The organism is Sphingomonas sp. S-NIH.Pt3_0716, from assembly GCF_003950715.1.
In the GTDB taxonomy this organism is placed as follows: Bacteria; Pseudomonadota; Alphaproteobacteria; order Sphingomonadales; family Sphingomonadaceae; genus Sphingobium; species Sphingobium yanoikuyae_A.
Window position 1 is genome coordinate 1 of the sequence record NZ_QLJK01000138.1, and the last position, 573, is coordinate 573.

1 protein-coding gene is annotated in these 573 nt (G+C 66.0%); it reads left to right on the top strand.

The annotated features are described in order from the left end of the window. A partial coding sequence (locus BRX37_RS26495) for a hypothetical protein (RefSeq protein ID WP_318276985.1) occupies positions 1-494 on the top strand: 494 nt, incomplete at its 5' end. Positions 495-573: the final 79 nt, after the last annotated feature.

The following is a 573-nucleotide window of genomic DNA, read 5'->3' on the forward strand; positions in this document are numbered from 1 at the left end:
GGCCGCCCACTGTCGCGCCCCCGTCATTCGACGGTCACGGCTGGCTGGTCGTGCTCAACTTGGCGGCGATGACGTTCGCCACGGTCGTCGCGCTGATGTTCGCGGTCGACGCGATCCGGGGGTGGCAGCGCAACCGCGACCGCGACCGGCCTTCCCATCCCGTTTCGATCTGGCGATGGACGGGCTTCTGTTTCGCCATGGGTATCTTCCTGACGCGCGGCTCCGACGCCATCGTCCTCTGGAACTGGGATATCCGCGATCCGACGGGCACGGGCTGGTGGCTGACATTTCAGCGCTTCGTCGATCCGATTGCCATGTGCTTCGGCCTAACCGGGCTGGCGCTGCTCTATCTCTCAGCGCGCGGCATGGTCGTGCAGCTGCGACGCAGGCCCTTCCCCATCGACATGTGGTCGAGCCTGCCGATGCTGAAGCGCCCGGCCTACATTGCGCTGCTCAGCCTGATCGCGGCGATTGGCGTGGTGTGCACGCGATGATCTGGAAAATGGGGGCGACCATGGGCGCATTCATCCCCGTCGCGGCTGCACGACCATGCCGCGCGCTGAGAGATAGAGC